Raw genomic sequence first — 8043 nt, 5'->3', positions numbered from 1 at the left:
GGCCGCGGAGCCGGTGCGCCCCGGGGCGCCTCCGGGCACGGGCCGGGCGCCCATGGCCAGGCCGGAGCGGTCGGCGACCAGCGCCAGGGCGCGGCGGCCGGCGACGGCGCCGCGCTTGTCGGCGAGGACGCCGCGCAGGCCGATGGACGCCTCCAGTTCGGCGCGGGCGCGGTCGAGGTTGCCGCTGCACAGGGCGAGGACGCCCAACTCGTGGTGGAAATACGCTTCTTCGCCGACTTCGCCCGCGAGCCGCGCGGCCTCCTGCCCGTGGCGCAGGCTGCGCTCCCAGGCGCCCCAGTGCAGGGCCGCCGCGAAGGCGGGCGCGGCCGTGCGGGCCAGCAGGACGGCGGCGGCGCGCTGGCCGGCCTCCTCGGCGCCGACGAGGGCGCCCAGGGTGGCCAGGATCGCGTCGGCCTCGACGGCGATCCGCTCGGGGGTCACGGACGGGTGGCCGGCCCACCAGGCGTAGTGCTGGGCGGCGGAGTGCGCCTTGTCGGCCGCGTCGTCGCCGTAGCCCTCGGCGATCAGCTGGTCGGCGACGCCGGCGGCGAGGCGGTAGTGGGCGGCGACGGTGCCGATCAGCCCGCAGGCCAGCAGCTCGCCGACGGCGGCGTCCGCGTGGGTGTCGCCGGCCAGTGCGGGCAGGTGGGCCTGGTGGGGCAGCTCGCCGCCGAGGGCGACCGCGAACCGCAGGGTCTCGCGGGCGGCCTCGCCGAGCCGGGAGGCGAGCAGGGCGGCGGGCGCGGCGGCCTGGGCGAGGGTGGGCAGCGGTGCGGTGCCGGCGGCGGGGCTCTCGGTGCCGGCGGTGGTGGGGGGCCGCTCGGCGAAGACGCCGAACTCCTCGACGGCCGCCGGGCCGGCGGCCAGGGCGTCCCTCTGTCGCAGCAGGGCGCCGGCCTGGACGAAGCGCAGTGGCAGGCCCTCGGACTCGAACCACAGGTCGGCCGCCCAGCCGGCTTCCTCGTCGGTGAGCGGCCGGTCCACGGCCAGCTCCAGCAGCTCCAGGCAGCCGGTGCGGTCCAGTCCGCCGAGGAAGACCTCTTCCAGGTGCGAGTCGGCGGAGGGTGCGGCGACGTCGGGGGTGGCGGCGAGCAGGAAGGCGCACTCGGGGGTGGCGTCGAGGAGCTCGTCGAGCGCGCTGCCGCCGAATTCGAGGTCGTCCACGACGACGACGGCGCCGATGTCGTGGACGGCGCTCAGCAGCTCGGTGCGGTCCAGGCGGTGCAGGGGTGCGTGGTGGACGGCCGCGAACAGCTCGTGCAACAGGTCGTGGGGGGTGCGGTGGTAGCCGCTGAGCCGGACGACGCCGTCGGGGGCGAGGTCCGCGCAGTCCTCGGCGACGGCGTCCAGCAGGACGCTGCGGCCGGAGCCGGAGGGGCCGGTCAGGCGCACGGAGCGGCCGCGCGAGAGCAGGCGGCCCAGTCTCTCGCGCTCCTCGTCGCGGTGGAGCATGGGCAGCTGGGGCCCGGCCTGGCGGGCGGGCAGCGGGGGCGTGGCGGCGCGGCGCAGCTCGGCGCGCTGCTCGGGGCCGTGGCGTTCGGGACGGGAGGGGAGGGCGCCGGGCGGGCAGGGCTCTATTTCGCTGCCGTCGACCGGGTTGACGGTGAGGAGGTAGTCGCCGGAGACGAGCTGGACGACGCGGACCGGCCCCTGGCCGCCGGAGCCCGCTTCCGGGCCCGGTGCGGGCTCGCGGGGCGGGCGCCGTGTGCCGCCGTCCTCGGCCGGAGTGTGCTCGTCGTCGTGGAATTCCTCGGATCCCCGGTTCGTCGGGTCCATGGTTCAGAGCCCCCAAGATGCGTGGCGTGCCGTCGTGCCCTCCGGCCTGTCCGCACTCCTTCGGCCTCCGGCCCGTGCAGCGCGGGCCGTCGGCACCGGTCCGGTGCCCGCCGTGGGCTGTCGTGGGCGGCGGGAAACCGAACAGACCTTGGCACAGTATCTACGACGGGGAGGGTGCCACGTCGCCACGGGACGTCACAGTCTCGTGAGGATCGGGGTACTCGCGACGCAGGGGGCTCACCGGGCCCGCCCGGCGCCCCCGGTCACTACGGGCTCAGACCCGCGGCAGGGGCTGCGGGGAGGGGGCGTCGACGCCGCCCCCCTCGATCGCGAGGATGCGGTGCAGCCGGGTGGCCACCAGGAGGCGCTGCATGCGGTCCGGCACTCCGCGCAGGACGAGCCGCCGGCCGGTGCGCCCGGCGCGGCGGTGGGCGCCCATGATGACGCCCAGTCCGGTGGCGTCCCAGGAGTCCAGCTCGGTCAGGTCGAGGACGAGGTCGCCCCGCCCGGCGTCGAGTGCGGAGTGCAGGACCGTACGGGCGTCCGCCGCGTTGCGGACGTCGAGGCGCCCCCCGACGACCAGTTCGGCGTGGTCGCCCCTGATGTGCATATGCGCTCCCGGGAGTGGTGCCTGATGTGGTTGTGGCTCTAAAGGACTGACTGCCTCTCACACGACAAAGTTGCCGCCTGTAAGCGAACCGACACCGAATTCACCCCACAGGGTGAAGCCCGGTGGACGGTCACAGCTCAGTGCTGGTAAAAGCCCTGACCGCTCTTCCGGCCGAGGTCGCCCGCGTCGACCATGCGGCGCATGATCTCCGGCGGGGCGAACTTCTCGTCCTGGCACTCGGTGTAGATGTTCCCGGTGGCGTGCATCAGGATGTCGATGCCCGTCAGGTCCGCGGTCGCGAGCGGGCCCATGGCGTGCCCGAAGCCCAGCTTGCAGGCGACGTCGATGTCCTCGGCGGTGGCCACGCCCGATTCGTACAGCTTGGCCGCCTCGACGACGAGCGCGGAGATCAGGCGCGTGGTGACGAAGCCGGCCACGTCGCGGTTGACGACGATGCAGGTCTTGCCGACGCCCTCGGCGAACTCACGGGCTTTGGCGAGCGTTTCGTCGCTCGTCTTGTAGCCCCGCACCAGCTCGCACAGCTGCATCATGGGCACCGGGGAGAAGAAGTGGGCACCGACCACGCGCTCGGGGCGCGACGTGGCGGCCGCGATCTTGGTGATCGGGATGGCGGAGGTGTTGGAGGCCAGCACCGTCTCGTCCTTCACCAGCCCGTCCAGGGTGCGGAAGATGTCCCGCTTGGTGTCGATGTCCTCGAAGACCGCCTCGACGACGATGTCGGCGTCGGCGGCCGCGTCGAGGTCGGTGGTCGTGGTGATCCGGGCCAGCGCCTGCTCGGCGGCCGCGGCCTCCAGCTTCCCCTTGGAGACGAACTTCTCGTACGAGGACTTGATGCCGTCCGTTCCGCGGGTGAGCGCCGCGTCCGTGACGTCCCGCAGCACGACGTCCCAACCGGCCTGCGCGGAGACCTGCGCAATCCCGGAGCCCATCAGTCCGGCCCCGATGACGGCGAGCTTCTTGGCCACGGCTGTCCCCTTACTCCCTGTGCATGTACCTGTTCATTTACGGCTCTCCGCCCGGAGATTAGCGTCCGCGGGCGCGCGGTTGGGCAGTAAGAGATGCGCGTCACGTCCCGAATGACGGACATCACACTGAGACGGCCGGGCCTGTGACCTCACGGTGCAGATGGGCCACTTGGGCCTCATTGATCACACGACGGGCCGACGGGCGCAGCCGAGGAGCCGCTCGCCGAGCAGGGACTCGATCTCGTCCAGCAGGCCGAGCGCCGCCCGCGAGGTCTCGGCCGCCGTGCGCCCCGCCATCAGCTCGCGCTGGATGAACTCGACGACGTGGCCCTGGATCCACCCCAGCTGACTCGCCACCAGGGCGGGCATCGCCCCCTCCCCCGTGCCGGACTCCTCGGCGAGCACGACGGCCACCGCCCCGACGGCCCGTTGACGCATGTCGAACAGTCGTGAGCGCAGCGCCTGCGACCGGTCGATGACGCGCATGAAGCGGTCGTAGCCGTCGATGAGACCGAGCCGCGGGGAGAGCGCCACCACTTCGGCGCGCAGGGAGCGCAGTACGGCCTCGGCCGCCGATTCCCCGGCGGGCCGGCCGCGGACGACCGTGGCCAGCCACTGGACCACGTCGTCCTCGCGGTCGAGGAAGAGGTCTTCCTTGGCGGGAAAGTAGTTGTACACGGTGTTGACGGAGACGTCCGCGGCCGCCGCGATCTCCGCGATCGTCACGGCGTCGAAGCCGCGCTCCAGGAACAGGCCGGTCGCGACATCCGAGATGTGCTGCCTGGTCTGCCGCTTCTTCCGTTCCCTGAGCCCTTCGGTCATGGCCCCATCGTATCTTTGCTGCACTCGGTGAAAACTTGGGGTCATTGCAAACTTTAAGAGACTCTGCTTTTCTTGCGGCCATGGACGCACCGGAAACCCTCAGCATCCGCACCTCCGGGCTCGCCCGGACCTTCACGACGCCGCGCGGCCCCGTCGAGGCCGTGCGCGGCGTCGACCTCGCCGTCCGGCGCGGGGAGATCCTCGGCTTCCTCGGCCCCAACGGCGCGGGCAAGACCACCACGCTGCGCATGCTCACCACCCTGCTCGCACCCACCCGTGGCACCGCGACCATCGCCGGGCACGACCTCGTCCGCGATCCCACGGGAGTGCGCCGCCGGACCGGCTACGTCGCCCAGTCCGGCGGCGTGGACCCCGGCGCGTCCGTACGCGAGGAACTGGTCACCCAGGGCCGCTTCTACCGGCTGCGCACGCCGGACGCGCAGGACCGCGCGGAGGAGCTGGCGGCCGAGCTGGGCCTGGACGGCCTGCTGGAGCGGCCCTGCGGCGCACTGTCCGGAGGGCAGCGACGGCGGCTCGACATCGCCATGGCCCTCCCCCACCGGCCGGAGATCCTCTTCCTCGACGAGCCGACCACCGGGCTCGACCCCGGCAGCCGCGCCGACCTCTGGGACCTCGTCCGCCGCATCCGCTCCGAGTGGGGCACGACCGTCTTCCTCACCACGCACTACCTCGACGAGGCCGACGCCCTCGCCGACCGGCTGGTCGTCGTCGACGAGGGCGCCGTCGCGGCCGAGGGCACCCCGGCCGAGCTCAAAGCCCGGTACGCCGGCTCGCCCACGGCCACGCTGCAGGACACCTTCCTCGCGATCACCGGGCGCGGCGCCACGCCCCGGGACGCCACCCCCCTCGCCGTCTAGGAGCCCGTTCCGATGCGCCTTCTCCTCTCCGACATCGCCGTCGTCTACGGCCGCTACGCGCGCCAGACCCTGCGCTCCACGGCCGCCATGCTCTTCGGCGCGCTCATGCCCGCGCTCTACCTCGTGTTCTACGGCCCGCTGCTGACCGGCGTGCCGCTCGGCGGCTCCGGCAGCTCCTGGCAGGTCCTGGTGCCCGGCCTGCTGCTCCAACTGGCCCTCTTCGGCTCCACGTTCGCCGGGCTCGGGCTCATCGTCGAGAAGCAGCAGGGGGTGGTCGAACGGATGCGGGTGACGCCGGTGAGCCGGGCGGCCCTGTTGCTGGGGCGGGTCCTGAAGGACGCCACCCTGCTGGTCGTCCAGGCCGTGCTGCTGGTGGCAGTGGCCCTGGCCATGGGCCTGCGGGCCCCGCTGCCCGGCCTCCTCATCGGCTTCGCCTTCACGGCCGCGCTGGCCCTGTCGCTGGCGTCCCTGTCGTACGCGCTGGCCATGAAGATCCCGGTGCCGCAGGCGTTCGCCCCCGTCGTCAACGCCGTCACCATGCCCGCGATGCTGCTCTCCGGACTGCTGCTGCCGATGACGCTGGCTCCCGGCTGGCTCGACGCGCTCTCGCACCTGGTGCCGCTGCGCTATCTGGTGGACGCGGTACGCGCCGCCTTCGCCGGCGACTACACCTCCCCCGCCCTGCTGCACGGCACCCTGGCGGCCCTCGTGCTGATGGCGGCGTCGGTGGCGGCGGGTACGCGGTACTTCCGCCGGGCCGGGGCGTGACTACCCTCGGACCATGGTCAATCTGACGCGCATCTACACCCGCACCGGGGACGACGGCACGACCGCCCTCGGCGACATGAGCCGCACCGTGAAGACCGACACCCGCATCGCGGCGTACGCCGACGCCAACGAGGCGAACGCCGCGATCGGGGTGGCCATCGCCCTGGGGCAGCTGCCGGCCGAGGTCGTCAAAGTGCTCGTCCGGGTGCAGAACGACCTCTTCGACGTGGGGGCGGATCTGGCGACGCCCGTCGTCGAGGACCCGAAGTACCCGCCGCTGCGGGTCGAGCAGTCCTACATCGACAAACTGGAGGCGGACTGCGACCGTTTCCTGGCGGACCTGGAGAAGCTCCGCAGCTTCATCCTCCCCGGCGGCACGCCGGGAGCGGCGCTGCTGCACCAGGCGTGCACGGTGGTGCGGCGCGCCGAGCGCTCCACGTGGGCGGCGCTGGAGGTGCACGGCGACATCATGAACCACCTGACGGCGACGTACCTCAACCGCCTGTCGGACCTGCTGTTCATCCTGGCGCGCACGGCGAACAAGGAGCTCGGCGACATCCTGTGGGTGCCGGGCGAGAACCGGTAGCTTCTCCGGCCCCGCCCGTTCGCCGTTTGTTGTCCTCGATCGCCGGACGGGCTGTTTTTCCAGCCCGTCCGGCGATCGAGGACGACCACTGCCGGTGACGGCTACCGCAGGCCGCTGTCCACGGCCGTCATCAGCGTGCCGCTGTCACCGGACATCTCCCAGATCATCACGCCGCCGAGCCCCTTCGCCCGCAGCCAGGCGGTCTTCTTGCCGATGGACCAGGCGTCGTCGAACGTCCACCACTGGCCACCCCCGCCCGTGTAGCCGTACGTCGCGACGGTCTGCTCGTCGTGATACACGGTCAGGTTGGCGACGGAGGCGCGCAGGTTGTCGTAGCCGCGCGTGCCCGCCTCCTCCGGGAACTGCCCCGCCGCCGCGCCGCCCGCGCTCTGCCAGACGCCGTGCTCGCCGCCGTCCGCGACCTGCTGCCAGCCGCGGCCGTAGAAGGCCAGGCCGAGGACGACCTTGCGGGGGTCGGCGCCGGCGTCCAGGTAGGTCTGGACGGTCTTCTCGACGCTGAACTTCGTCGTGTACGGGTCCTTGGGGTCGGGGTGGAGGTTGCCCTGGTGGCCCGTGCGGTTCGGCTCCCAGCTGTTGTCGCTGCCCGAGCCGTGGAAGTCGTAGCCCTGGACGTTCGCGAAGTCCATGGAGTCGAGGACGCTGGGCGTGCCGTCCTTGGTGGTGATGTCCCAGCCCGCCTCGATCTTCGCCGGGTCGGCCGGGGTGAACGCCGTGAGCAGGTACTTCTTCCCGGTCGTGCCGCTCAGCGCGTCCAGCTGCCTGCGGAACTCGGCGAACAGCAGCGTGTTGTTGGCCTTGTCGTCCTTCGAGACGTGGTTGCCGGCGTGTCCCTCGGAGCCCGGCCACTCCCAGTCGATGTCGAAGCCGTCGAAGATACCGGCCGCGACGCCGGTGCCGCCGCGCCCGTTCGTCGTGGGCAGGTTGCCCTTGATGTACATGTCGATACAGGACTTCACGAACTTCTGCCGCGAGGCGTCCGTGCGGGCCACGTCCGAGAAGTACTTGCTGTACGTCCAGCCGCCGACCGAAATGTTGATCTTCAGCTTGGGGTACTTGGCCTTGAGCTTCTTCAGCTGGTTGAAGTTGCCGGCGAGGGGCTGGTCCCAGGTGTCCCCCACGCCGTCGACGGACTCGCCGGCACCGAAGCCCTTCTCGTAGTCGGCCCAGGAGTCGCCGGCACCGTCGCCCTGGCCGGGGTCCTGCGGGTTGGGGGTGGTCGCCTTGGTGACGCCGTTGAGGCAGGTCAGGTTGACCGGGTCGATGTTGGAGAAGGAGTAGTTGAGGTGGGTGAGCCGGGCGGCGGCCCCCGTGGTGTCCAGGGACTTCACGGTGTAGCCCCGGCCGTAGATGCCCCACTGCACGAAGTAGCCGACCCTGGCGTAGCCGGACGGCTGGCCGCCCCCGCCGGTGGTACGGACGTTCAGCGCGGCGCTGGCGGGCCCGGTCTGGTCGGCGGTGTCACGGGCGACGACCGTGTACGTGTAGTCGGTCCCGGCGCTCAGGCCGGTGTCGGTGTAGGCGAGCTTCGCCACCGTCGCGACCTTCGTCGGCCCCCGGTAGACGTCGTAGTCCTTGACGCCCTTGTCGTCGGTGGCG

General features: G+C 72.1%; 8 protein-coding genes. 3 read left to right on the top strand and 5 right to left on the bottom strand.

Annotation, left to right across the window (positions count from 1 at the left end; all coding sequences use genetic code 11):
* The 4 genes from LE181_RS27240 to LE181_RS27225 all read right to left on the bottom strand — a co-directional run.
* Nucleotides 1-1776: ATP-binding protein (locus tag LE181_RS27240; RefSeq protein ID WP_225664159.1), on the bottom strand; the 1776-nt coding region annotated here is incomplete at its 3' end.
* A gap of 274 nt (nucleotides 1777-2050) precedes the next feature.
* The gene (locus LE181_RS27235; protein ID WP_225664158.1) at nucleotides 2051-2386 is read right to left on the bottom strand and encodes an STAS domain-containing protein; all 336 of its coding nucleotides are present in this window, start codon (nucleotides 2384-2386) and stop codon (nucleotides 2051-2053) included.
* Nucleotides 2387-2523: 137 nt separating this feature from the next.
* Nucleotides 2524-3372, bottom strand: coding sequence for a 3-hydroxyacyl-CoA dehydrogenase family protein (locus LE181_RS27230; RefSeq protein WP_225664157.1), 849 nt, complete (start codon nucleotides 3370-3372; stop codon nucleotides 2524-2526).
* Between the two features lie 183 nt (nucleotides 3373-3555).
* Complete coding sequence (locus LE181_RS27225; RefSeq protein WP_225664156.1) at nucleotides 3556-4194, bottom strand: TetR/AcrR family transcriptional regulator; 639 nt, start codon at nucleotides 4192-4194, stop codon at nucleotides 3556-3558.
* Between the two features lie 80 nt (nucleotides 4195-4274).
* Between LE181_RS27225 and LE181_RS27220 the strand changes: the two genes are divergently transcribed.
* From LE181_RS27220 to LE181_RS27210, 3 genes are read left to right on the top strand one after another with little or no spacing between them, the layout of a single operon-like run.
* Nucleotides 4275-5072, top strand: a complete 798-nt coding sequence (locus LE181_RS27220) for an ABC transporter ATP-binding protein (protein WP_225664155.1) — start codon at nucleotides 4275-4277, stop codon at nucleotides 5070-5072.
* A 12-nt stretch (nucleotides 5073-5084) separates the two neighbouring features.
* Nucleotides 5085-5840, top strand: a complete 756-nt coding sequence (locus tag LE181_RS27215) for an ABC transporter permease (RefSeq protein ID WP_225664154.1) — start codon at nucleotides 5085-5087, stop codon at nucleotides 5838-5840.
* A gap of 13 nt (nucleotides 5841-5853) precedes the next feature.
* Nucleotides 5854-6426, top strand: coding sequence for a cob(I)yrinic acid a,c-diamide adenosyltransferase (locus LE181_RS27210; protein ID WP_225664153.1), 573 nt, complete (start codon nucleotides 5854-5856; stop codon nucleotides 6424-6426).
* 101 nt (nucleotides 6427-6527) lie between these two features.
* Here the strand turns inward: LE181_RS27210 and LE181_RS27205 are convergent.
* Nucleotides 6528-8043: glycoside hydrolase family 18 protein (locus LE181_RS27205; RefSeq protein ID WP_225664152.1), on the bottom strand; the 1516-nt coding region annotated here is incomplete at its 5' end.

Origin of the sequence: Streptomyces sichuanensis, assembly GCF_020328095.1 — a bacterium.
GTDB classification, from domain to species: Bacteria; Actinomycetota; Actinomycetes; order Streptomycetales; family Streptomycetaceae; genus Streptomyces; species Streptomyces cinnamoneus.
Note: the sequence above shows the minus strand (reverse complement) of the source record. Positions and strands in the feature narration are given on the sequence as shown.

What these genes read in the sequence shown, in the direction of transcription:
- LE181_RS27235 (WP_225664158.1), bottom strand. Translation starts at nt 2,386, where the DNA reads ATGCACATCAGGGGCGACCACGCCGAACTGGTCGTCGGGGGGCGCCTC.
- LE181_RS27220 (WP_225664155.1), top strand. Translation starts at nt 4,275, where the DNA reads ATGGACGCACCGGAAACCCTCAGCATCCGCACCTCCGGGCTCGCCCGG.
- LE181_RS27215 (WP_225664154.1), top strand. Translation starts at nt 5,085, where the DNA reads ATGCGCCTTCTCCTCTCCGACATCGCCGTCGTCTACGGCCGCTACGCG.
- LE181_RS27225 (WP_225664156.1), bottom strand. Translation starts at nt 4,194, where the DNA reads ATGACCGAAGGGCTCAGGGAACGGAAGAAGCGGCAGACCAGGCAGCAC.
- LE181_RS27210 (WP_225664153.1), top strand. Translation starts at nt 5,854, where the DNA reads ATGGTCAATCTGACGCGCATCTACACCCGCACCGGGGACGACGGCACG.